The sequence below is a fragment of the Tenacibaculum lutimaris genome (genome assembly GCF_003610735.1).
Lineage (GTDB): Bacteria > Bacteroidota > Bacteroidia > Flavobacteriales > Flavobacteriaceae > Polaribacter > Polaribacter lutimaris.
In genome coordinates, this window is record NZ_RAQM01000006.1 from 265,150 (window position 1) to 287,572 (window position 22,423).

Genomic DNA, 22,423 nt, shown 5'->3' on the forward strand with positions numbered 1-22,423 from the left:
CCTATTGAATATGAAAAAAAAATTTAGCTTTTTATTAATTCCTTTCTTTTTAGTTAGCTGTTCTAACAACGATGAAGAGCTTACAAAAGAAATACCTAAGCTACTGATAAAACTTGAGCAAATAGAAACAGGAAGCAGTTCTGACACACATATTTCATATTATAATTATGATTCAGATAACTTTTTAACAAATATCACTAATAATGATACTTTTTTTAGTAAAGCTCATTATGACAGTAATGATAATCTAGTTAAACTAGACCAAGAGAATTATAACATTTCTGACAATTATGAATATCTAAATAATAAGCTTGTAAAGCACTCTAGAGTTGAAGATAATTCTATTGTTAGATCTATAGAGTACACTTACGACAGTAATAATCTTTTAATTTCAGAAAAAGAAACTTATCATTACAGCACACCATCAACAACAACTATATATAACTACGAATATAACGGTAATACTGTAAAAAAAATGAATGCGACGAATACAGGCAGTTATAGCATAATTAAATACGACGGCAAAAACTTTCCTTTTTTGGAAGCTAATAATATAAAAAGAATTTTTCCTTTAATAAAACTAGGTAACATTATAGAAGAAAAATCTTATCGCAACGGAGAGTTAAATTACACTAAAACAAATACAATTACGTATGACAATGACGACTTCCCTACTGTAATTGTAGTTAATGAAGTTGATTCTAGTGGTTACTCATGGGGAGAAACAAGAAATTATACATACAACAAATAAAAATGACTGAAGATCAATTAGAAGAATTAGGAGATAAAATAGTTCGTGTATTAAAAACGATATACGATCCTGAAATTCCAGTAGACATCTACGAATTAGGATTAATTTACGACGTATTTATTTCGGAGGAAAATGACGCCAAAATATTAATGACGTTAACTTCTCCTAATTGCCCTGTAGCAGAAACTTTACCTGTTGAAGTTGAAGAAAAGGTAAAAACACTAAAAGAAATTAACAACTGTGAGGTTGAAATCACTTTTGATCCTACTTGGACTCAAGACATGATGAGTGAAGAAGCTAAATTAGAGCTAGGAATGTTATAATTAACAATATTTTTTTTATCTATTTTAAATAACTAATTTCGCATGAAATTTTTAAAAAAACATAAAAAATTATGAAAAAAACAGCACTTTTACTTGTCACTTTAATGACAATTGCTTCTTGTACTTCTGACAAAGAAATAATCGAAAAAGAATCTCCTAAGTTATTGAACAAACAAATAAGTGTAGAAAGCTACGATGATGATGGAGACCCAGATACTCCATATGTAGAATCTACCACAACTAGTACTTATCATTACAATGACAAATATGAATTACTTAAAATAATCCATGAATCCCCTGAAGTAGTAGAAAAAACCTTATTTACTTATACAAACGGAAAAATTACTAAAACAGAAGATATAGATAGTAATGGAAGAACAGACCGTTATAGCGAGTATGAGTATACTGGTGATTTGCTTACTAAACAAACAAACTATAATTCTTTAAACGCAATAAACAGCATAAGAGAGTATCAATATAACTCTGATTCTAAACTAGAAAAAACTACAACTGAGCAATTCTTTAATAGTAATACTAATACAGTTGTATCGAGTTACGAGTATTTATCTGACAATAAAGTTAAAGAAACTACAGATACAGATACAAACTACACAATTTACACATTTGACAATAAAAATTCTCCTCTTATAAATATTGTTGGTGTTAAAGCCATCTTACAATCAGATTTTGAAGGTGGTGGGACACACAACATAACATTAGTTCAAGAATTTGATAAAGACAATAAAGAATTAGGTTCATACAAAACAATTTACAAATACGATTCTGATAATTTCGTTATAGAAAGAGATGAATCAAGCAATGACTACTCATATGTCGTAACTTACGAATACAATAAGTAGATTATCAATAGTTTTTCAAAACGATAAAATCTTCATCTTTAAAACAACATTGTAGATGAAGATTTTTTTTATTTTTACAAAAAACAAATGTCAAACAATATTATAAATAAAGTTGCAAATAGTAATCTTACTACGATAGACCTTGAAGACTTTTATCCAAAAGGAAATCGCATTGTATTTGATATTAAAGGTTGGCTGTATGAAGAGTTAATACTACGTGAAAAGGATTTTAGAGAATCTGTAAAAAATCACGATTGGTCTCAATACCAAGATAGTTATGTTGCTCTTACTTGTTCTTCTGATGCTATTATTCCTTCGTGGGCTTACTTGTTACTAACTGTAGAGCTTACTCCTTTTGCTAAACAAGTTGTTGTTGGTGATTTACCTCTACTTGAAACTGTTATTTATCAAGATATTATAAACCAAATTGACATATCTGATTATCAAGACAAGCCTATAATTATAAAAGGTTGTGCAAACAAACCTATACCTTCTTCTGCATACACCTTACTAATTCAAAAAGTTAAACCTGTGGCAAAAAGCGTTATGTTTGGTGAAGCTTGTTCAACCGTACCTCTTTACAAGAAAAAAAAGTAATTCGATTTATAAACTCCTTAACTTAACTATAGATGAAAAAACTCTTTTTATTTCTTTTTATATGTTTTTCTTTTTCTGTCTTTTCTCAAAAAACTAAAAAGGATAGCATTTCTGCATTAAAATTAGTTAGTGCTCCTGTAGAAGTTAACTATAGTTCTACTATTATAAGACGATTCCTTGCTCCTGAGGTATTAATAAAAAAGAATCCTCCAAAAAAATGGATGGTTACAGGAAAATATACTTTTTTGTTCAATCAATCATCTTTTGCCAATTGGTCAGCTGGGGGAAACAATACTGTTGCCGGAAACATGACACTTGGCTACGATTTCAACTACAAAAAAAAGAAGTGGAACTGGGATAACAAAGTTATATCTGCCTACGGATTAAGCTATGTTGACGGCCAAGGAATGAGAAAGACAGAAGACAGATTTGAATATAACTCTTTACTAGGTCTAAAAGCTTCTAAGCTTTGGTTTTTCTCGTTTTTTAGCAACTTTAAAACGCAATATGCTAGAGGATATGACTATAAACAAGAACCCAAATTAGCTGTTTCTGACTTTTTCTCTCCTGCATATTGGAGTTTTGGTCCCGGTATGCTTTGGAAACGAAATGATGATGCCAGAATAAACATTGCACCAGCTACAGCTCGTTATACTTTTGTTTCTAATGAATTCTCTGGGAAATATGGTGTTGAAGAAGGTAAAACCTCAAAACTAGGTTTAGGTTTCAACCTTTCTGCCTATTACAAGAAAGAAATCATGAAAGACGTAACAATGGAAAACATTCTTGCCGTCTATTCAGATTATTTAAGTAGCCCTCAGAATATAGATATCGATTACCAATTAAACATATTTGTAAAGATTAACAAAAACCTTTCTACAAATCTTGGTTTGCATGCTATTATTGATGATGATGCCTCTAGTAAAATACAATTTAAAGAGGTTTTTGGACTTGGCTTAAATTATATTTTTCACAAAACGTGACTTTTAATCAATAACTTTGTCTAAGCTTTATGTAAAGCGTACATTCGCGCCCTCAAAAAAATTAAATTAAAATTCATTAAAATGAAAAAATTATTAGCAATCGCTGTTTTGTTTGGTGCTTTAACAGCTAATGCACAAGAAGAAAAAAAAGAAGAACCTAAAGAAGGATGGAAAAGAAACGGTAACATCTCTTTCCTATTTAACCAATCTGCTTTTAATAATTGGTTAGCTGGAGGTACAAATAACATTTCTGGTACCATTGGTTTAAACTATGATTTCAACTACACAAAAGGTGATTGGACTTGGGATAATAAATTAATTGCTTCTTATGGTTTAACAAAACTAAAAGGAGAAGAAATGAAAAAAACGGATGACCGCTTAGAGTTAAATTCTTTAGTAGGTAAAAAAGCTAGCGGAAACTGGTACTACTCTGCTTTTTTCAACTTTAAAACACAAATGTCATCAACTGATGTTAATGGTGAACAAACTTCTCACTTCTTTTCTCCTGCATACTTTCAATTTGGACCTGGTATGCTATGGAAAAAACATGATAACTTAAAAGTTAACATTGCTCCTGCAACCTCTAAATTAATAGTAATGCACGGGCATTTAACTGAAATGGGAGACGCTTTTGGTGTTGCACAAGGAGAAACTACTCGCTATGAATTAGGGGCTGCTTTAAACGCTTACTACAAATTAGACGTAATGAAAAACGTTTCGGTAGAAAACATTTTAAACCTTTATAGCAACTATTTAGAAGATTTTCAAAATGTAGATATTGATTATACTGTTAATGTTGTTATGAAAGTTAACAAGTATCTATCTGCAAACCTTTCTATGCAAGCAATTTATGATGATAATGCTTTTGAAGGATTTCAAACAAGAGAGGTATTCGGTTTAGGTATTAATTACGGTTTTTAAAAACATTACTAAACACATATTCAAAACCTCAAGAAGAACTTCTTGAGGTTTTCTTTTTTATGTATTTTAGCTTAAAAATTTTAACGAATGACACTTTTAATTGTTTACGCAACTTTATCTATATTTTTTTCCTTTTTATGCTCCATACTCGAAGCTGTTTTATTAAGTGTAACACCCACTTTTGTTAATGTAAAAAAGAAAGAAGGAAAAGCCTACGCTGACGGTTTAGAAGCTTTAAAAAAAGATGTGGACAAACCTCTTATTGCTATCCTTACTGTTAATACTATTGCACATACTGTAGGAGCCATTTTAGTAGGTGCGCAAGCAAAAAAAATATTTAGCGATGAAGGTAATGGGGTATTTATTGTTTCGGCTGTAATGACTATTTTAATTTTAGTTGCTTCTGAAATTATCCCTAAAACTATAGGAGCTACTTACTGGAAATCTTTAGCTAGTTTTTCAACAAAGGCTTTGAACATTTTAATCTTTTTCTGCAAATACACAGGAATTATCTGGACACTTCAACTTTTCACCAAAATATTTGGAAAAGGAGCGCATGGTGAAAGTGTACTTAGTAGAGAGGATTTTACCGCAATGACCGATATTGCAGAACAAGAAGGGGTTTTTCATGAAAGTGAAGGGAAAGTAATTAGAAATATGCTAAACTTTAAACAAGTACAAGCTAAACATATTATGACTCCTCGTACGGTACTTACTACAGCAGATGAAAATCAAAGTATAAAATCATTCTTTGATGAAAACAGACCTTTACGCTTTTCTAGAATACCTATTTACGCTGAAAATCCAGATAACATAACTGGTTATGTTTTAAAAGACCAATTATTACTTTCATTAGTAGATAATAAAGGAGATGAACCTTTAAAAACTATTAAAAGAGAAATTATAATAGCTAGTAGAGAGCTATCTATTCCAAATTTATTCGAACGATTAATTGAACAAAGAGAACACTTAGCTTTAGTGGTAGATGAATATGGTTCTGTTAGTGGTTTAGTTACTCAAGAAGACGTTATAGAGACACTTTTAGGCTATGAAATTATGGATGAAAGTGATAATGTAGCAAACCTTCAAAGTTTAGCTAGAAAGAGCTGGGAACAGCGAGCAAAGCGATTAGGGATTATTAATGACGATACAGAAAATGAATAAATCATTTTTATCTTTATACAAAAAGAGGCGTGAATTACAATTCACGCCTCTTTTATTTTATACAACTAAGTTAATTAGTCATTAATAGTCCAAGATATGTAATATAAAGAACCTATTGATCCTGCTCCTGGTGCTATAAAATACTCCTTACCTGTTAAGTTAGTTCCTCCTATTTTAAACCTTGATTTAATTGCTGGAACCGTATAGTTAACTTGAGCGTCTAATACTGTTCTAGAATCAACTAAACCTTGTAAGAAAGACGATTGCCAATAGTATTCATCTTGCCAACGAGCGTTAATATTAAAACCAAAGTTTTTAAATAAGTTTGGGTGACCAAACTGAACTTTTACTTTGTGTTCTGGTGTGTTAAATGCTGGCTCAAAATCTGGGTCTGAAGCTTCATCAAAATCAAACTTAGCATAATTATAACTTGCTCCTAATTCAAATCCTTTAAATATTTTGGTCAACATTCCTATTCCGATACCATAAGAAGTTACATCTGCATTCGAGTTGGTATTTACAGAGAAAGATGTTACATCATTATTTTGAAGCGCTAATAACGCTTCAGCATTTGGAGTTCCATCAGCATCAAATCCACCATAGTGAGGTACAATAACATCTTTTATTGCTGTAAAAGATTCATAATTGTTATAGTAACCATTAATATCTAACTCTAAAATCTTATCTGAATTTAAATTGATAATACTTCTATATCCTAATTCGTACGAGATAACTTTTTCAGGTTCTATTGTACTTAATTGAGATTTTTTATAATTTCCTCTATCAAGCTCAGCCTTTGAAAAAGAATTTTGAAAAGCGTCAACCCCTGTTAAAGTTTTTCCTCCTTCAATATTAACTACGTATCTGTCTAAATTATCTGCTACACCTCCTATTAAATGTCCTGTTCCAATAGGAAGACCAAAATATTGTTCTTGTAAAGTTGGGTTTCTAAATCCTGTTTGATAAGAAGCTCTTATTACGTGATCTTTATTTTCACCTAATGAGTAATTTAAAGATACCCTTGGAGAGTAGTTTCCTTTAAAGTTTGTTGACTTGTCATAACGAACAGATCCTGTAAACTTTAATCTTTCATCAAAAAACTTCTTTTGTAACTGAGTGTAAATACCAAATTCATCAAATGAAATTTTAGAATCTCCATCTGTAAATACTGAACCCTGAGAGTTTAAGTTCATTTTTCTATAAGAACCTCCAACTTGGATTTCTCCGAATTTAATAATATCACGGAAGTTATAGTTACCATCAGCATGGTAATATGATGTTTGATCTGATAATTTCGCTCCTCCTTCTGCAACTGATTTAGAAACTACATCAGCTGCAGCTTCATTAAACTCTGCAGAACCTGGCATAAAACGACCACTATTAGCAAAATCTCTAGCTTTAGAGTGATTTCTTCCTTGGTTTAAATAAGCATTTAAATAATCACCAAACCAATTTTTATCTTCTTTCCAAACTCGGTTTATATTAATTGCCTTAAAACGAGAATCAAAATAATCTCCTGAATCGTTTGCAGTATAATACCCTCTTAAGAAAAAGTTTTTTCCTAAAAATTCTAATCTATGTTGCTCAAAAGAAAACCCGTCTTGAACATATCTATTTGCTCCTTGATAAATGTTTTTACCTCTTGCAAATCTTGAATTCCAAATGATTTCTAAATTTTCATTAGCCCAAGGACGATAATGCAATGAAGCATCAAACTTTAACCCGTTTGAATTATAATCTACTAAACTTGCTTCATCATACCCTGTTCTTGAAATTTTTTCATCAGGTAACGAATTGATAAGATCTTGTGTAATTAATGGATTTGTTTTACTTGCTTCAGTTGCAATTTGCTTTAATGTAGCAAACACTTCATCTCCGTATACATTAATACCGTCATATCCTGGTAAAGATCTATCTCCATCAATTTCAACACCTCCAATTTCAGTAGAGTTCCCTGTGTTATTAGCGTGCCATTCCTCAGCACTGAAATAAGTAAAGTTTACTTTACCTGCAAATTTATCATTGAACTTATAAGCCATACGCATTCCAAAATCATAGAAAGGATTGTTTCCTCCTGCTTCTTGAGAACTATACCCTGATTTGAAATAAGTGCTAATACCAGAGTATTTAAATGGGCTTTTACTCTTTAACAACATGATTCCATTAAAAGCATTCGCTCCATATAAGGCTGAAGCGGCTCCTGGTAATACTTCAACACTCTCTACATCTAAATCTGAAGTTCCTGCTAAATTACCCATTGAAAATGTTAATGCTGGCACCGCTGTATCCATACCATCAACTAATTGTACAAATCGAGTGTTTTCAAAAGAAGAAAAACCTCTTGTGTTGATTGATTTAAAACCATAACCAGTTTCTCTAAGATCAATACCTTTTAAATTAGCCATTCCATCGTAATATGTTACAGATGTATTTTTTCTAATATCATTAATCCCCATTCTTTCAATAGTAACGGGAGATTCTATAACTCGTTCTGGAGATCTTGATGCTGAAATTACAACTTCATCCAACGCTATATTTTCTTTTAAAATAACGTTTACTTCTTGACCTGCAGATAATACTTCTACCAATTCAGTTTTATATCCAAAAGCAGAAACCTGAAGGCTTATCGGGAACGTTTCTTTTACAGTAATAGAAAAGTTTCCATCAAAATCAGAAGTAGCTCTTGTATCTTTAGAAATAATTACAGCGTTAGAAAAAGGCTCTAGATATTCATCATAGACTTTTCCTTTTATAGTAGTTTGTCCATATACAGATATAGCACAAACTACTAAAAATATAGATAGTAGATTTTTAAACATAATGTTTATTTTAATTGATTTTTGTAAATTATTATTGATTTATTTACTCATCTAGAGCAAACATAATAGGGAATCCGTATTTAACTGAAGTATTACCTCCTTGCTTTATAGCTGGTATAAATTGAGGTAATTGTGATACCACTCGAACAGCTTCATTATTTAATAACTCTCCATTCGTTGGTCCTAGGGTTTTAATATTCTTTACCTGTCCGTTTTTATCAATAATAAAACGAACCCAAACCTCCCCCTGAATTGATTCTTTCACTGCTTGACTAGGGTATCTGAAATGTTTTTGAATATGTTTTACCATTTCAATATTGAAACAATCTAACCTATCTCCTTTTTTAGCTTTTTCACAAGCAGTAAAAAGAGGTATTTTATCTACAGTACTAAATTTTTCAGCTTTTCTTATTTCTTCGGCTGATAATTTACTGGTTAAATCTTCAATATTATTTTTAATTATTAAGGATTTGGCAATCTCTGTTGATTCTTGAGTATCATCAACTTTTGCTGTTCCTGCACCTGATAATTCTGTTGCAGTAGTGACAGCTTTCTTTTTAAAGATTTCTCTTTTCTTTAAATATCTTCTATTAGCAGAAACCTTTACGGAAATTTGACGTGTTCCTTTATTGTTTTTACTTTGAGGCTCAATAGTACATTTAGTAATACTATTTAAATCTAAATTTTCTTCGGGAGTTTCACAAACTTCACGCTGAGCCATTACATTAGTTGCATACAAACAAACTAAAAATATAAATATAATTACTTTTTTCACACTTAAGGGTTTTAATGATTTCCTAGTCAATTAATTAATTTATTAATCTATCCAGAAAAATCGGCGGGCAAAAGTACTCTTTTTTTGTGAAAAATTAAATTATTTATATAACTAATATGCTTCTGCATTTAACGTAAAACTCATTGGAAAACTATACAATACTTTTGAAGGTTCACCTCCTTGTTTTCCTGGTTTAAAATTTGGAAGCAACAACACAATTCTCTTAGCCTCTTCTTTTAAAAGTTCATGAACACCTTCTCCTTCTGTTTTTATATTGGTTACTTTACCTGTTTCATCAATTATAAAACTAACCAACACATTACCTTCTATACCTTTATCCAATGCCTCATTAGGATAAACTAAGGTATCAAGTATATGTTGCTGCATTTCATAATTAAAACAATCTATTTTATCCATTGATGGATCTGAACATGTTAAGAACATAGGGATTTCATCAACTATATCAAAAGAAATACCTTTACGCTCAGTTTTTCTTATGATTGGAGTAAGATTACTTAAGTGATATGAGTTTAATTCATTAATTGTTTTTAGAGAATGTAATTCTTTCGCTTTTAATTCTTCAGCTAAGCGAGTAGCTTTTTCAAAATAAATACGTTTTTTTAAATATCTTCTACTAGAAACCGTAGTTACTATTACAGGAGATTCGTCTTGATTATCATTATCTTTTTCAATCAAGCATTTATCTATCGTATTTATATCTTTTGAACCATGATCTTGAGAGGTACATTTTTCTTGTGCATTTAATAAATGCGTACTATACAAAATAGCTAACAAGAATATAATTATTTTTTTCATCACGATCTGTTTTGTTAAAACACGGTAACTCAATATAAAATTGAGTAGACAATTCTTTAGGCCTTTATTAAAAAATTAAAAGCTTTATGAATACTAACAAGTTTTAAGGCTGTATTAAACTAAATTTAGAGTATTAACAAATGAACTCTTACCTACTTGATGTTCTAATAAAAATCGTGCTGATTTTTTTTGTGAAGTTATTTTATTTTTCATTTTTTAGGGGGATAAAATGTTTAAAAATACTGATTAACAATGTTTAAAAAAACATAGAAAATTCTATGTTAATAATTATAAAGATAGTAAAAAAGAACTTAAACAGCAATTATCTAAGTTCTTTTTGTGTTATCGTTATGTTTTTTTAGCGTAAAAAACTAGTACTCTTGATATAAGAAATCGTTATAAGGAAAACGTTGTATATGAATCTTTTTTACCTCTTCATACACCTTTTCTTTAAAGTCTTCTAGGTTATCTTTGTTTAAGGCAGATATAAAAATACTTTCAGTTTCTAAATCATTCATCCATGTTCTTTTCCAATCTTCTAAAGTATAATACTCTTTTGTTTTTTCTGTTGTTAAATCGTCTTCTTCAATAGTTTCATGAGTATAAGCATCTATCTTATTAAATACCATAACAGTAGGTTTATCTTTACTGTCAATTTCGTCTAAAATTTTGTTTACAGAAGCAATATGATCTTCAAAATTTGGATGCGAAATATCAACTACATGCAATAATAAATCTGCTTCTCTAACTTCATCTAAGGTAGATTTAAATGATTCTACTAACTGGGTTGGTAACTTTCTAATAAACCCAACAGTGTCTGTCATTAAAAACGGAATATTTTTAATGACCACTTTTCTTACTGTAGTATCTAATGTTGCAAATAACTTATTCTCAGCAAAAACCTCACTTTTACTAATTACATTCATTAAAGTAGACTTACCCACGTTGGTATACCCCACCAAAGCAACACGAACCATTTTTCCACGATTTTTGCGCTGTATTGACATTTGTTTATCAATCGTTTCTAATTTCTTTTTAAGTAATGAAATTTTATCACGAATAATACGACGGTCAGTTTCAATTTCCGTTTCTCCAGGTCCACGCATACCAATACCCCCTTTTTGTTTATCGAGGTGGGTCCACATACGTGTTAATCGAGGCAATAAATATTGATATTGAGCCAATTCTACCTGAGCTTTTGCCGAACTTGTTTGTGCTCTACTTGCAAAAATATCAAGGATTAAGTTAGTTCTATCTAAAATCTTACAATCTAAAAAACGTTCAATATTTCTTAACTGTGCAGGTGATAATTCGTCATCGAAAATTGCTGTTCCGATATCGTTTAAATCTATATACGCTTTTACATCTTCTAACTTTCCCGTTCCCAGAAAAGTTTTAGGATTGGGCTTATCTAGTTTTTGCACAAAACGTTTTACTGCAACTCCTCCAGCTGTTAGTGTTAAAAACTCTAACTCATCTAAATATTCTTCTGACTGTTTTTCGTCTTGATGTTGGGTTATAATTCCTATTAAAACCGCTTTTTCTGATATGGCTTCACGTGTTTCTATCATACGTTGCAAAAGTACGAATTTATCGATGTAAAGTAATTAACTTATTTCTTTGAGAACTGGGTTATTTTTAATTCTACAGTAACTCTTTAATTATCTTCTTAAATTGAGGTAATACCTCTTTTTCAAACCAAGGATTTTTAGTTAACCAAAATCGATTTCTTGGTGATGGATGTGGTAACACAAAATAGTCTGGTAAATATTCTTGAAAAGCATCTACTGTTTCTGTAAGCGTTCGTTTTGCTCTATCTTTTAGATAGTAATTCTGAGCATACATCCCAATTAAAACAACCAATTTCACCTTACTCATTTCATCTAATAAGGGTTGATGCCATTGAGGTGCACATTCTTTTCTTGGTGGTAGATCTCCAGATTTTCCTTTTCCTGGATAACAGAATCCCATCGGAATAATTCCGAAGTTATTAGCATCGTAAAATTGTTCGTTAGTAACTCCTAGCCAATTTCGTAATTGCTTTCCGCTCGCGTCATCCCAAGGAATTCCTGATTGATGTACTTTAGTTCCTGGTGCTTGACCTACAATAATAATCTTTGATTTTTTACTTGCTAAAACAACAGGATTAGGTTCTATAAAATCTTTACAGATAGTGCATTTTCGAATATCAGATAGTAATTCTTTCATAGTTAAAAATACTAAAACTCTATCGATTTAAAAATGCTATGCCAGTAAGGTGTCTCGATACAATTTTGTTCTTGTTCGCTTCACTCAAGAACAAAATCACTCGATATGACAAATACTAAAACTTGATAAAATCATCAAAAGCTATGTAATACGGTTGATCTTTAAAAACAGGTAATTCTATACTTTCTGCATTAGCAATACCAATTCCTGCATACCAAACTTTTGCGTTTTGATTTTTTGCGTGTTCTTTAAAAGTTTCCATCCATAACACATCATATTCTTGTGGTGACTGAATGTTATTTGTAGTTTTTACCAACACAAAAATGGTAGGCTCTCCTTTTTTATACAATACAAACTGCGGATGTTTTTTTAACTCGCTATTGATTGCAACAAATTCATAACCCATTTCCTGCAGTTTCTTACCCACAATGTTCATTCCTAAATTGTGGAGCTCTTGTTTAGTAAGTTCTTGCATTATTTCTTCTTATTGCGTTTGTTATAGTTTTTATCGCCTCTAGTCTTTGGTTTTTTATATTTCTTAGCCAACTCTCTTCTATAAGAACCTCCTTGATTTGTTTTTTTGTTCTTCTCCTTCTTTTCGTGGAAAGCTGGACCTGCTTCATACTCTTGAGAAGTTCTATTTTTATTTACTTCTCTTTCTTCCTTCGGACGCTCTTCTTCAGTTAATTGTTTGGTTATTTCAACTTGTTCAGGAATTTCTAACTTCGGAATTGTATAATCCATCAACTCCTCTATACGTTGTTTTGCTTCCTGCTCTTTTTCAGTAGCAAATAAAATCGTTTTTCCTTCGTGTTCTGCACGACCTGTACGACCTATTCTATGCATATAGTTTTCAGGGAAATGTGGTACATCAAAATTGATTACATGAGTAACTTCTTCTAAATCCAATCCACGAGCTATTACGTCAGTCGCAATTAAAATTCTTTTTTCTCCTTTGTTGAATTGTTCAATAGAACGCAAACGATAATTTTGTGTTTTGTTCGAGTGAATTACACAAGCTTGTGATGGATATTCTTCAGCTACACAATCAAACAACCTATCCGCATTTCGCTTGTTGGGAGCAAACACTAATACTTTACTAAATTCTGATTTATCAAATAACAAATAGTTCAACAAATTAACTTTTGTATAGAAATTTGGAACATCATAACTTGTTTGCTGAATATTATCTAACGGAGTTCCACTAACGGCAATAGCAATTTTATGTGGAGCTATAAAGAAATCATCAATCAAAGCTTCTACATCTTCGGTCATGGTTGCCGAAAACATGATATTTTGACGTCGTTGTGGCAACAAATCAAAAATGTTTAATAACTGAAAACGGAAACCTAAATCAAGCATTACATCTACTTCATCAATCACCAATTTTTGAATAGATTTTAACTTCAACACATTACTTAATGCTAAATCGTATAAACGCCCAGGAGTAGCTACAATAATATCTGCTCCTTGCATTACTGCTTCTTTATGACGATTCAAGTTAACACCACCATAAACCCCTACAGTTTTTAATGTAATGTATTTTGCTAACTTTTCAATTTCTTCAACCACCTGCACAACTAATTCACGTGTAGGTACTAAAATCATTACTCTAGGATGTTGTTGTTTTGAAAACTTTAAATCTCGGAGTATAGGTAATAAATATCCAAAGGTTTTACCTGTACCTGTTTGAGCAATACCTACAACGTCTTTTCCTGAACGAATTACGGGAAATGCTTGTTCTTGAATAGGTGTTGGATTAACGAAACCTAATTCTTCAATTGAATTTCTTAATGGATTTGATAAGTCTAAATCTTGAAAAGTAGTCATTAACAATAATTTGATGCAAAGGTACAACCAATATTTTGTATATTTAAAGGACTTAATTCATTTTGATTATGGAAACACCTAAAAGATTAGAGCAGGCACTTATAAAGCTTTATAATGCTTTTCATAATGACGAATTAAACCCAGAATGTTGTTCAGCTTGTGCTGTAGGTAATATTCTAGATAACCGAGATAGCTGGAAACACCTAACTAATGGTCATGGTTCGTTAGAGTTAAGCTATGTGGGTAGAGTGCATCAAAATTTAGGCAGAAAATTTAATGGCTACTCACCTTTAGAGCTTTTACAGATTGAAAAAGTATTTTTAGAGGCTTGCGGATTTACAGTTCCTCTATGTCATTACAACCCTAAACCTCAAAACCCAACCAATAAAGAAATTTTGTTTAACGGTTTGTGTTTAGTGGTTAAGCATTTATGCGAGCTAGAAAACATACCTAATGTTATGGATTATGCTAAGGTTTTTGAATATGAACAAGATAATCCTGTTTATAAATTTGATGTGATTTACGAGTAAATCATCTTGCAAAAAACATTGTTTTGCAATCAAAACACTTAAATTTTTTCTTATTAAAAAAGATTATCTTTTGAAAGAGGCTTCTTCTTTTTCTTCTAACCGAAATAGATTGGCAATTTGGACAATTCATAGATTTAGTTTGGTTTAAATATTTAGTAGATAGCTACAAAAGAAAACCATTCAGTTTAACTAAACGTTAAAAAATCTATAATTGGTTGATTATTAATTATAAATGGTTGTTTTTATTGTATAAAAAAACCGATACAATACTGTATCGGTTTTATATGTAGAGTCAATAAGTGATTATCCTCCAAAGTCATCAAAACGAATGTTTTCGTCATCTAGACCAAAATCTTCACCCATTTTTTGTACTGCTTTATTCATTAATGGTGGTCCACAGAAATATAATTCTAAATCCTCAGGACTTTCATGCTTAGATAAATATTGGTCTATTACAACTTGGTGAATAAACCCAACAAAACCATCTCCGCTTTCATCATTAATATCTTTTTTAACCTTCCAGTTATCTTCTTCTAATGGCTCAGATAATGCCAAGTAGAATTTAAAGTTTGGAAAGTCTTTTTCTAACGCTCTAAAGTAGTGAATGTAGAATAATTCTGCTTTAGAACGACCTCCATACCAGTATGTTACTTTTCTACCAGTCTTTAAAGTTCTAAATAAATGATAAATATGTGAACGCATTGGTGCCATACCAGCTCCACCACCTACATATAACATTTCAGCTTCAGAATCATTGATGAAGAATTCACCATAAGGTCCAGAAATAGTTACTTTATCTCCTGGCTTTTGATTAAAAATATACGAAGATGCCACCCCTGGATTTACATCCATCCATCCGCCTTTAGCACGGTCGAAAGGAGGTGTTGCTACACGAACATTTAACATGATTTCTCTTCCTTCTGCAGGGTAAGAAGCCATAGAGTATGCTCTCTCTACAGTTTCTTCATTCTTCATTACCAATGGCCTTAGGTTAAATTTATCCCAATCAGCCTCAAATTTATCAGGTTCACCTGGATGATCTTGTGGATGAGCAGAAATATCCATGTCAGCATATTTTATTTCACATGGTGGTATTTCAATTTGAATATACCCACCTGCTTTATAATCCATTTCTTCTGGAATCTCAACTACAAACTCCTTAATAAAGGTTGCTACGTTATAGTTTCTTACAACAGTTGCTTCCCATTTCTTAATTCCGAAAATTTCTTCTGGAATAGAAATGTCCATGTCTTGTTTTACTTTTACCTGACATGCTAAACGAATACCATGTTGTAATTCTTTACGTGTAAAGTGTGGCGTTTCTGTTGGTAAAGCTTCACCTCCACCAGAGTTTACGTGACACTCACATTGTACACAAGAACCACCTCCACCACATGCTGATGGTAAGAAGATTTTTTCATTACCTAAGGTAGATAACAAAGTTCCTCCTGATGGTACTTCTATTGTTTTTTCACCATTGATTGTAATTTTTACAGGTCCAGATGGTGCTAACTTTTGTTTTACAAATAATAATAACGCTACTAAAACTAAGATTACCGCTAAAAACGCTAATACTGTAATAGCAACTGTTCCTCCTGTGCTTACTTCTAAAAATACCATTATTCTGTAATTTCTTTAGTGTTATTAGCTAATTCTTCAGCTTTCTCTTCAGTTGTTTCAACTTTCTTCTCTTCTACTTCTTTCTTTTCAACCTGAACTGCTGTAGTTTCTTCTTTTTTACCTTCATCATCACCTCCTGTTAACATTCCACCGAAACTCATAAATCCGATAGCCATTAAACCTGTAATGATAAATGTAATACCTAATCCTCTTAATGCTGGTGGTACAGATGAATATCTAATTTTTTCACGAATAGCTGCAATTGCTAAAATTGCTAAGAACCATCCAATACCAGATCCTACTCCATAAGTTAATGATAAACCTAATGTTGGGATTTCACGAGATTGCATGAATAATGATCCTCCTAAAATTGCACAGTTTACAGCAATTAACGGTAAGAAAATTCCTAAAGAGTTATATAATGCTGGCGCAAATTTTTCTACAATAATTTCTACCAATTGTACCATGGTTGCAATTGTTGCAATAAACATGATAAATGATAAGAAACTTAAATCATAATCTGCATACTCAGCTCCTAACCACTTTAAAGCTCCTGGTTGTAATAAATACTGATCTAACAACCAGTTTACTGGTACAGTTACCGCTAATACAAAAATAACGGCTGCTCCTAAACCTACGGCTGTTGATACTTTTTTAGATACTGCTAGGTACGAACACATTCCTAAGAAGGTTGCGAATACCATGTTATCTATAAATATCGACTTGAAAAATAATTCTATATGTTCCATATTTTTATAGTATTTAGTATTGAGTAGTTAGTATTGAGTTTATTGATAGCATCTCAATTCTCATATCTAACGTCTCATTACTATTTTAATCTTCTACTAATGCTTTATTTCTTGTACGTTGTACCCAAATAATGATACCTACAACGATTAATGCCATTGGTGATAATAACATAAATCCGTTGTTTTCATATCCTAAAGCATACAATCCTGTTTTCTCAATAGGATCACCTAATACTTTAAATCCTAATAAAGTACCAGAACCTAATAACTCTCTAAAGAAACCTACAATAATTAAGATTACTGCGTATCCTAAAGCATTACCAATACCATCTAAGAAAGATCTCCAAGGTCCGTTTCCTAAAGCAAATGCTTCAAAACGCCCCATGATAATACAGTTTGTAATAATTAACCCAATAAATACCGATAGGGTTTTACTTAAATCGTACGCAAATGCTTTTAACACTTGGTCTACAATAATTACTAAAGTAGCTACTACGATTAACTGTACAATAATTCTAATTTTTGATGGAATAATATTTCTCATTAACGAGATTACCACGTTTCCTACTCCTAATACAAATAATACCGATAAAGACATTACAATAGAAGCTTTTAACTCTGCCGTAATTGCTAATGCAGAACAAATACCTAATACTTGAATAGTAATTGGGTTATTATCTGCTAATGGATCAGTAATTAACGCTGCGTCTTTTTTTGATAAAAGTCCCATATTTATTTTAATGTTTTAAAGTAAGGTACGTATAAACCTAATTCAGATTTAATCATTGCAGCCACACCGTCTCCAGTAATAGTAGCTCCTGCAATTGCATCTACCTCGTTATCATTTTTATCTTCATTCTTTGGATCATTGTTTGATTTAGAAACTGCAATTCCTTTAAAAGAACCGTTGTTCATTAAATCTTCTCCAATAAAATCATCCATAAAGTAACGTTGCTTAATGTTAGCTCCTAAACCTGGTGTTTCTCCTTTATGATCGAAGAAAACTCCTTGAACTACCATGTTTTTATCCATTGCAACATACCCCCAAATAGCATCCCAAAGACCTTTACCTCTAATTGGTGCGATGTAAAATGTAGTTCCATCTTTTTCACCTACAAATAATGGTAATTTTCTTGTTTTACCTTCTTTAGCTGCTGTTTGTTGTTTTTTAACATCAATTAAATATGCTTTAGCATCTTCAGAAACATTTTCTCCTTCAATTACTAATTGCTTTTTGATGTATTTAGCAAACTCATCTGCTACTTTATCTTTTGAAACAAATACAATACTTGTTTCATCATTTTCGTTTACACCCATTGCATACAAAATATTTTGTTGCTTTTCGATACGTTTGTTAGCATCGATTGTTGGGCGAAGTGATGACGCTGTAAAAGCTAACAACGCACCTACTACTAGTACCATTCCTATTGCGAATACTACTGTATATACATTACTATCTGTCTTCTTACTCATAATTAGGCAGTTTTAGCTTTTAAACGTTTTAATCTTCTCTTTACATTTCCTTGAACCACATAGTGATCAATAGTTGGAGCAAATACATTCATTAATAAGATTGCTAACATTACTCCTTCTGGATATGCTGGGTTGAATACACGAATCATAATTGAGATAAACCCGATTAAGAAACCGTAAATCCATTTTCCTTTGTTAGTTTGTGCTGCAGTTACAGGGTCAGTTGCCATGTATACCGCACCAAAAGCGAAACCTCCAATTAATAAATGTTTCCAGAAATCTAAACTCATTAATCCGTAAAACTTACTAGTTTCACCAACCCACCCCATATCAACTACTTGATTAAAGATGAATCCCATTACTAAAGCTCCGATTACTGAAGATAACATGATTCTCCAGCTTCCAATCTTTGTAAAGATTAAGAATAAAGCTCCTAATAAGATTAATAATGTTGACGTTTCTCCTACAGAACCTGGAATAAATCCGAAGAACATATCAGAAACTGAATAACTAATTGGTTGTGATTGTGCTAAACTCCCTAAAACCGTTTCACCTGAAATTGCATCAGCAGTTCCTGCAGCTTCTACTGCTCCGTGAACCCATACTTTATCTCCCGACATCCATGTTGGATATGCGAAGAATAAAAATGCACGAATTGTTAACGCTGGGTTTAAGATGTTCATTCCTGTACCACCAAATACTTCTTTACCAATTACAACACCGAAAGCTACTGCTACGGCTAACATCCATAATGGTAAATCTACTGGTACAATTAACGGAACTAACATTCCTGTTACTAAGTAACCTTCTTCTACTTCATGTCCTTTAATTACAGCAAAGATAAATTCGATTACTAAACCTACTAAATACGATACAATTACTAATGGTAAAATTTTAGTTAAACCAACTAAGAAATTGTCCATATTCCAAAAGTCTCCACTAAAGAAAGACATTCCTTCTGTAAAGCCATTAATTGCAGCGTTATGTTGGTACCCTGCATTAAACATACCGAAAAGTAAACATGGTACTAATGCCATAATTACCGTATTCATAGTACGTTTTAAATCATCGGCTGCCTTGATATGAGTTCCTCCATGAGTAGTCTCATTTGGCAAATATAAAAAGGTGTGGATTGCGTTAAACGCAGGTGCCATCTTAGTACCTTTATATTTCTCTTTTAAATTATGTAAATTTTGTTTTAAGCCCATATCTTATCCTAATTCTTCTCTCATTAAATCTAATCCTTCACGAATTATTTTTTGGTGAGGTTGTTTCGATACACAAATAAATTCTGTTAATGCAAAATCTTCTGGTGCAATTTCATAAGCTCCTAATCCTTCCATTTCGTCAAGATCTTTATACATACAAGCTTTTAATAATTGCATCGGATAGATATCTAACGGAAAAATCTCTTCATACGAACCAGTTACCACAAATGCTCTGTGTTCTCCATTAGTATTCGTATTTAGGTCATATTTTTTCTTTGGGTTTAACCAAGAGAACGTCAATGCTCTAGAAGCAGATATCTTGTTAAAGATTGGCTTATTCCATCCGAAGAATTCATAATCATCTCCTTCTGGAATTGCAGTAATCATATTGTCATAGTATCCTAAGAAACCTTCTTGACCTACCTGCTCTCCGCTTAACACATTTCCACTAATAACACGTGCATTATCGGCATCTAAGTTTCCTTTAACAACATCAGCAATTTGCGCTCCTGCTTTTGCAGTTACATACTGTGGTTTGTTAAATTTAGATCCTGCTAATGCAATTGTACGAGTAATGTTAAACTTACCTGTTAATAATAACTCACCAATAACTACCAAGTCTTGCGGTGTTACTACCCACACAACTTCTCCTTTGTTAATAGGACTAATTTGTGCGATTTGTGTACTCACATTACCAGATGGGTGTGGTCCAGAAACCTTATGTAATTCAACACCTTTTACTCCTTTAAATGGAGATAATGTTGAATTCGCCGCTACAGAAACATGAACTTTACCAGTAGTTAACTTTGTTAACGCTGTTAAAGCAGCTTGTAACTCAGCTTCTTTACCCTTCAAGGCATAATCATAATCAGCTGCTAAAGGCGCACTTGCATAAGCAGATACAAAAATAGCTTTTGGTGCTTGATTTGGATTTGCAACCACGTCGTACGGACGTTGTTTTACAAACGGCCAACAACCTGAAGCAAACAAGTGGTTTTTAACCTCTTCTCCAGACATTGCGTCTACATCTTTTTTACCAAAATCTTTGTATTCCTGCTGTGCATCAGCAGTGATTTTAATTGCTAAAACTTTTCTTCGTGCTCCACGAACGATTTCTGTAACTTTACCACTAACAGGGCTAGAGAATAAAATACGCTCATCACTTTTTGAATAAAAAAGTGCTTCACCTGCTTTTACTTCTGTACCTTCTTTTGCTAAAATTTTAGGAATAACGCCGTGAAAATCATCTGGCTTCACTGCAAACACACTACCTAATGGAAGTTCGGTAGTTACCTGTTCTGCCTCGCCAACTAGCTTGATATCCAAGCCTTTCTTAATACGGATGTCTTTTGACATAGGAACTGATTAATTTGATTTTCTTAAAAACACGCAAATTTAAAAATTTTACCCCCCTTTACAGAACAAAACAATCCATATCTTTACTTTACCTTCTTATTTATATTTATTCTAAATAAAAACCTTGTCTTTGGCGTATATTTTGATATTTTTGTTACATCATGAAAACAAGAAACTTATTTATTGCTGTTTTTTTCTGTGCTATTTCAAGCTATGCTCAAAACATAAAAACAGTTCAGCTACGTCCTAAGAATAATACTGAACGGTATACTCCAATTGTTCGCTTAGGTGATATTTTAAAACTTTCTTTTGATGATTTAAACGCTGACAGCAAACAATATCAGTACAAAATTGAACACATGACACATGACTGGAAACCTAGTTCACTATCTAGCAACCAATACATTCAAGGTTTTGAACAAAACGAAATTATCAATTTTGCAAATTCTTTCAATACACTTCAACCTTACACTCATTATTGGGTTGAAATTCCAAATCAGAATACTATTATTACCAAAAGCGGTAATTATTTAATTTCTGTTATTGATGAAAATTATGATGTCGTCTTTACTAGAAAATGTGTATTTTACGAAGATATAACTACTGTAGGTGTAGCAGTATTTAGAAGTAGAAATACATCAACAGCTAATCAACAACAAACTGTTCAATTTTCAATAAACCACCCTGGTTTACAAATTAACAATCCTTCTCAAGAAATTAATGTAACATTGTTTCAAAATCACAATTGGAATACAGCCATTAATAACTTACAGCCTATTTTTATTAAACCTCAACAATTACTATACAATCATACTGTTGAAACTAATTTTTGGGCAGGTAACGAGTTTTTAAATTTTGACACCAAATATATTAGAAGTAGTAGTTTAAATGTAGCTAGAGTTACACGCGACAATTTATATCATAGTTATTTATACACCGATGAACCTCGAGCTGATAAAACCTACACATATAACCCTGATATAAACGGGCAATTCGTGATAAGAACCACCGAACGAGACGTAAACAATGAACAAGACGATACTGAAGCTGATTACTCTTTAGTTCATTTTTCGTTAGACGCTTTTGAACCTTATGAAAACAAAGATGTATATGTGTATGGTGCTTTCAACAATTATGAATTATCAGAAGATAACAAAATGACGTACGATTCTAGTCAAGGAATATACAAAGCTATCTTACCTTTCAAACAAGGCTTTTATAACTATAGCTACGCAACCTTAAATTCAAGCGACGTTATTAACTTACATGAAATCGATGGGTCATTTTCCCAAACTGAAAATGAATATACTGTTATTGTTTACTACAAACCTTTTGGCGAAATTTACGATAGAGTAATTGGAGTAGGTAATGGTTATTTTAATCAAAATAGGTAAGCATTACAATAAACATTGACTGAAAAATGAAAAAGAACTATCTTTA

Annotated in this window: 22 protein-coding genes; 9 read left to right on the top strand and 13 right to left on the bottom strand. The window is 31.9% G+C overall.

From position 1 onward, the window contains the following. The first annotated feature begins 10 nt into the window (after positions 1-10). The 7 genes from C8N26_RS01245 to C8N26_RS01275 all read left to right on the top strand — a co-directional run bounded on the left by C8N26_RS01245 (position 11) and on the right by C8N26_RS01275 (position 5,599). On the top strand, positions 11-751 hold the full coding sequence (locus C8N26_RS01245) for a hypothetical protein (protein ID WP_120185697.1): 741 nt from the start codon (positions 11-13) through the stop codon (positions 749-751). 2 nt (positions 752-753) lie between these two features. After that, positions 754-1,074: a DUF59 domain-containing protein gene (locus C8N26_RS01250; RefSeq protein WP_028891358.1), complete on the top strand. Its 321-nt coding sequence runs from the start codon at positions 754-756 to the stop codon at positions 1,072-1,074. Positions 1,075-1,145: 71 nt separating this feature from the next. Beyond that, a complete protein-coding gene (locus tag C8N26_RS01255) occupies positions 1,146-1,934 on the top strand; it encodes a hypothetical protein (RefSeq protein WP_120185698.1) in 789 nt (262 codons plus the stop codon). Positions 1,935-2,021: 87 nt separating this feature from the next. Then, positions 2,022-2,531, top strand: coding sequence for a DUF2480 family protein (locus tag C8N26_RS01260; protein ID WP_120185699.1), 510 nt, complete (start codon positions 2,022-2,024; stop codon positions 2,529-2,531). A gap of 32 nt (positions 2,532-2,563) precedes the next feature. Beyond that, a complete protein-coding gene (locus C8N26_RS01265; RefSeq protein ID WP_120185700.1) occupies positions 2,564-3,514 on the top strand; it encodes a DUF3078 domain-containing protein in 951 nt (316 codons plus the stop codon). 81 nt (positions 3,515-3,595) lie between these two features. Further along, on the top strand, positions 3,596-4,435 hold the full coding sequence (locus tag C8N26_RS01270) for a DUF3078 domain-containing protein (protein ID WP_120185701.1): 840 nt from the start codon (positions 3,596-3,598) through the stop codon (positions 4,433-4,435). A gap of 87 nt (positions 4,436-4,522) precedes the next feature. Beyond that, complete coding sequence (locus C8N26_RS01275) at positions 4,523-5,599, top strand: CNNM domain-containing protein (RefSeq protein ID WP_120185702.1); 1,077 nt, start codon at positions 4,523-4,525, stop codon at positions 5,597-5,599. Positions 5,600-5,673: 74 nt separating this feature from the next. Here the strand turns inward: C8N26_RS01275 and C8N26_RS01280 are convergent, their stop codons facing one another. From C8N26_RS01280 to C8N26_RS01310, 7 genes are all read right to left on the bottom strand, one after another. After that, on the bottom strand, positions 5,674-8,418 hold the full coding sequence (locus tag C8N26_RS01280) for a TonB-dependent receptor (RefSeq protein WP_120185703.1): 2,745 nt from the start codon (positions 8,416-8,418) through the stop codon (positions 5,674-5,676). Between the two features lie 43 nt (positions 8,419-8,461). After that, on the bottom strand, positions 8,462-9,193 hold the full coding sequence (locus tag C8N26_RS01285; RefSeq protein WP_147418467.1) for an energy transducer TonB: 732 nt from the start codon (positions 9,191-9,193) through the stop codon (positions 8,462-8,464). Between the two features lie 111 nt (positions 9,194-9,304). Further along, positions 9,305-10,009 carry an energy transducer TonB gene (locus C8N26_RS01290; protein WP_120185704.1) on the bottom strand — a complete coding sequence of 235 codons (705 nt, stop codon included), beginning with the start codon at positions 10,007-10,009 and terminating at the stop codon, positions 9,305-9,307. 371 nt (positions 10,010-10,380) lie between these two features. Further along, on the bottom strand, positions 10,381-11,580 hold the full coding sequence (gene hflX / locus C8N26_RS01295; protein ID WP_120185705.1) for a GTPase HflX: 1,200 nt from the start codon (positions 11,578-11,580) through the stop codon (positions 10,381-10,383). A gap of 73 nt (positions 11,581-11,653) precedes the next feature. After that, positions 11,654-12,217: a uracil-DNA glycosylase family protein gene (locus C8N26_RS01300; protein WP_028891365.1), complete on the bottom strand. Its 564-nt coding sequence runs from the start codon at positions 12,215-12,217 to the stop codon at positions 11,654-11,656. A gap of 115 nt (positions 12,218-12,332) precedes the next feature. After that, positions 12,333-12,692 (bottom strand): hypothetical protein, encoded by a 360-nt coding sequence (locus C8N26_RS01305; RefSeq protein WP_028891366.1) that lies wholly within the window; start codon positions 12,690-12,692, stop codon positions 12,333-12,335. Next, positions 12,692-14,047 (bottom strand): DEAD/DEAH box helicase, encoded by a 1,356-nt coding sequence (locus tag C8N26_RS01310; RefSeq protein WP_028891367.1) that lies wholly within the window; start codon positions 14,045-14,047, stop codon positions 12,692-12,694. Before C8N26_RS01310 ends, C8N26_RS01305 begins: the two co-directional genes overlap by 1 nt. 68 nt (positions 14,048-14,115) lie before the next feature. Between C8N26_RS01310 and C8N26_RS01315 the strand changes: the two genes are divergently transcribed. Next, complete coding sequence (locus C8N26_RS01315) at positions 14,116-14,577, top strand: hypothetical protein (RefSeq protein ID WP_038005515.1); 462 nt, start codon at positions 14,116-14,118, stop codon at positions 14,575-14,577. Between the two features lie 303 nt (positions 14,578-14,880). On the opposite strand, the gene nqrF is transcribed toward C8N26_RS01315, so the two are convergent. The 6 genes from nqrF to C8N26_RS01345 form a co-directional block, all read right to left on the bottom strand. Beyond that, on the bottom strand, positions 14,881-16,197 hold the full coding sequence (nqrF, locus tag C8N26_RS01320) for an NADH:ubiquinone reductase (Na(+)-transporting) subunit F (protein ID WP_120185706.1): 1,317 nt from the start codon (positions 16,195-16,197) through the stop codon (positions 14,881-14,883). Then, on the bottom strand, positions 16,197-16,946 hold the full coding sequence (gene nqrE / locus C8N26_RS01325) for an NADH:ubiquinone reductase (Na(+)-transporting) subunit E (RefSeq protein ID WP_028891370.1): 750 nt from the start codon (positions 16,944-16,946) through the stop codon (positions 16,197-16,199). The genes nqrF and nqrE overlap by 1 nt, the downstream gene beginning before the upstream one ends. An 85-nt stretch (positions 16,947-17,031) precedes the next feature. Then, complete coding sequence (locus C8N26_RS01330) at positions 17,032-17,676, bottom strand: NADH:ubiquinone reductase (Na(+)-transporting) subunit D (protein ID WP_028891371.1); 645 nt, start codon at positions 17,674-17,676, stop codon at positions 17,032-17,034. A gap of 2 nt (positions 17,677-17,678) precedes the next feature. Further along, complete coding sequence (locus C8N26_RS01335; protein ID WP_120185707.1) at positions 17,679-18,419, bottom strand: Na(+)-translocating NADH-quinone reductase subunit C; 741 nt, start codon at positions 18,417-18,419, stop codon at positions 17,679-17,681. Positions 18,420-18,421: 2 nt separating this feature from the next. Beyond that, positions 18,422-19,627: an NADH:ubiquinone reductase (Na(+)-transporting) subunit B gene (locus C8N26_RS01340; protein WP_028891373.1), complete on the bottom strand. Its 1,206-nt coding sequence runs from the start codon at positions 19,625-19,627 to the stop codon at positions 18,422-18,424. 3 nt (positions 19,628-19,630) lie between these two features. Continuing rightward, entirely contained in the window at positions 19,631-20,983 is a 1,353-nt protein-coding gene (locus tag C8N26_RS01345) for a Na(+)-translocating NADH-quinone reductase subunit A (protein ID WP_120185708.1), read from the bottom strand. A gap of 161 nt (positions 20,984-21,144) precedes the next feature. Between C8N26_RS01345 and C8N26_RS01350 the strand changes: the two genes are divergently transcribed. Then, complete coding sequence (locus C8N26_RS01350; protein WP_120185709.1) at positions 21,145-22,377, top strand: type IX secretion system plug protein; 1,233 nt, start codon at positions 21,145-21,147, stop codon at positions 22,375-22,377. Positions 22,378-22,423 lie beyond the last annotated feature (46 nt).

Bases quoted from the DNA above. Each gene is read 5' to 3' on its own strand.
- C8N26_RS01245 (WP_120185697.1), top strand. From the start codon at position 11: ATGAAAAAAAAATTTAGCTTTTTATTAATTCCTTTCTTTTTAGTTAGC.
- C8N26_RS01250 (WP_028891358.1), top strand. From the start codon at position 754: ATGACTGAAGATCAATTAGAAGAATTAGGAGATAAAATAGTTCGTGTA.
- C8N26_RS01255 (WP_120185698.1), top strand. From the start codon at position 1,146: ATGAAAAAAACAGCACTTTTACTTGTCACTTTAATGACAATTGCTTCT.
- C8N26_RS01260 (WP_120185699.1), top strand. From the start codon at position 2,022: ATGTCAAACAATATTATAAATAAAGTTGCAAATAGTAATCTTACTACG.
- C8N26_RS01265 (WP_120185700.1), top strand. From the start codon at position 2,564: ATGAAAAAACTCTTTTTATTTCTTTTTATATGTTTTTCTTTTTCTGTC.
- C8N26_RS01270 (WP_120185701.1), top strand. From the start codon at position 3,596: ATGAAAAAATTATTAGCAATCGCTGTTTTGTTTGGTGCTTTAACAGCT.
- C8N26_RS01275 (WP_120185702.1), top strand. From the start codon at position 4,523: ATGACACTTTTAATTGTTTACGCAACTTTATCTATATTTTTTTCCTTT.
- C8N26_RS01280 (WP_120185703.1), bottom strand. From the start codon at position 8,418: ATGTTTAAAAATCTACTATCTATATTTTTAGTAGTTTGTGCTATATCT.
- C8N26_RS01290 (WP_120185704.1), bottom strand. From the start codon at position 10,009: ATGAAAAAAATAATTATATTCTTGTTAGCTATTTTGTATAGTACGCAT.
- hflX (WP_120185705.1), bottom strand. From the start codon at position 11,580: ATGATAGAAACACGTGAAGCCATATCAGAAAAAGCGGTTTTAATAGGA.
- C8N26_RS01300 (WP_028891365.1), bottom strand. From the start codon at position 12,217: ATGAAAGAATTACTATCTGATATTCGAAAATGCACTATCTGTAAAGAT.
- C8N26_RS01305 (WP_028891366.1), bottom strand. From the start codon at position 12,692: ATGCAAGAACTTACTAAACAAGAGCTCCACAATTTAGGAATGAACATT.
- C8N26_RS01310 (WP_028891367.1), bottom strand. From the start codon at position 14,047: ATGACTACTTTTCAAGATTTAGACTTATCAAATCCATTAAGAAATTCA.
- C8N26_RS01315 (WP_038005515.1), top strand. From the start codon at position 14,116: ATGGAAACACCTAAAAGATTAGAGCAGGCACTTATAAAGCTTTATAAT.
- nqrF (WP_120185706.1), bottom strand. From the start codon at position 16,197: ATGGTATTTTTAGAAGTAAGCACAGGAGGAACAGTTGCTATTACAGTA.
- nqrE (WP_028891370.1), bottom strand. From the start codon at position 16,946: ATGGAACATATAGAATTATTTTTCAAGTCGATATTTATAGATAACATG.
- C8N26_RS01330 (WP_028891371.1), bottom strand. From the start codon at position 17,676: ATGGGACTTTTATCAAAAAAAGACGCAGCGTTAATTACTGATCCATTA.
- C8N26_RS01335 (WP_120185707.1), bottom strand. From the start codon at position 18,419: ATGAGTAAGAAGACAGATAGTAATGTATATACAGTAGTATTCGCAATA.
- C8N26_RS01340 (WP_028891373.1), bottom strand. From the start codon at position 19,627: ATGGGCTTAAAACAAAATTTACATAATTTAAAAGAGAAATATAAAGGT.
- C8N26_RS01345 (WP_120185708.1), bottom strand. From the start codon at position 20,983: ATGTCAAAAGACATCCGTATTAAGAAAGGCTTGGATATCAAGCTAGTT.
- C8N26_RS01350 (WP_120185709.1), top strand. From the start codon at position 21,145: ATGAAAACAAGAAACTTATTTATTGCTGTTTTTTTCTGTGCTATTTCA.